The organism is Polynucleobacter sp. 35-46-11 (assembly GCF_002281105.1).
In genome coordinates, this window is the sequence record NZ_NCFJ01000704.1 from 1 (window position 1) to 1,117 (window position 1,117).

Genomic DNA, 1,117 nt, shown 5'->3' on the forward strand with positions numbered 1-1,117 from the left:
GTCATAGGTAGGCGCATTGGTAAGCACTCCAGCAATGTTGTTGTGGATCATCATTTGACCCTTCACAAACTCAACAACAATGCTGTCACCACCACGGTCCGTTAACACCAGGTGCAGCCATGGTGGAGTTGGTAAGCCTTTGACTTCACTTGGGTCAAACCACACTTTGTATTTAGGAAGTTCATTTCGCAGCTCTTTAACAGAACCGAACATTCCTAAAATAAAGCCCCCTAAGTTCAATATAGAAACATAATTCTTATCTTGCGGAGTAACGGTTTGATATTCAGTAAAGCCAGGTAAAAAATTTCCGCTAATACCTAGGCCTGCTTCATTTTGGCCCTCAAGATATGCTGGGGGGCCTGCTAAGACTCCAGGGGCAATTGCAGCAAATGCATATTTACTAGATAGGTTTGTTGCAGGCAACTTTAGTGATGTTGGTGCACTAAGATTGATCGTGGTACCTTTTGGATTCGCCGTGAGCTGCCACTTCATATCGAAAGCCCACTCCATCGTTCTGCCCGCAACAACAGAGCCATCTTTTGCAACGATATTGACAGCAGTACATGCATTACTCGCGAATGGGGCAAATGCCAAGGTAGCAGAAACTGAAGCAGCTACCATTTTTTTAATCATTGTTTGTTTCACTGGAACTCCTTGGTACAGGTCAAATTGAATGTGAAAAGCATAGCATTGATCAGGTGTCGATAGCTGCTAGCCATCAAAGAAAATGAAATATGGGGCGCAAAAACTTATAAGTTGTCCTCACTTAAAGTATGTTCCTTAAGCTATTAACGACTTCTAGCCCTGCAGACCTCAAGCAGACATCCAAAAGAGCTTCATCTCAGGAAGATCTTGCATACCTCGCTCATACCCATACTTGATAGCAGGCTCCATAATTTCTGGGTCTACAACACTCATGGTTTTTCTACCTGGCAACATACCAACAACAACTAACTTTGTCTTTGTGCCTCCCGCCTCTAGATCTTTTACTTCTTGCAAAATCGTATTAGGCAAATGATTTAAACGCAGACCTTCTTTTTCTTGTTGAATCGTATCCGCTAAAGCAACAACAAGGGCCCTTCTTGACCCAGCCACAATATCGCAATGCGTTTCTGTC

At 43.2% G+C, this 1,117-nt stretch carries 2 protein-coding genes; both read right to left on the reverse strand.

Annotation, left to right across the window (positions count from 1 at the left end; all coding sequences use genetic code 11):
* The coding region (locus B7Y67_RS18955) for a linear amide C-N hydrolase (RefSeq protein WP_293599957.1) at positions 1-633 on the reverse strand (633 nt) is incomplete at its 3' end.
* Between the two features lie 180 nt (positions 634-813).
* On the reverse strand, positions 814-1,117 hold a 304-nt coding region (locus B7Y67_RS18960; protein WP_293599958.1), incomplete at its 5' end, for a hypothetical protein.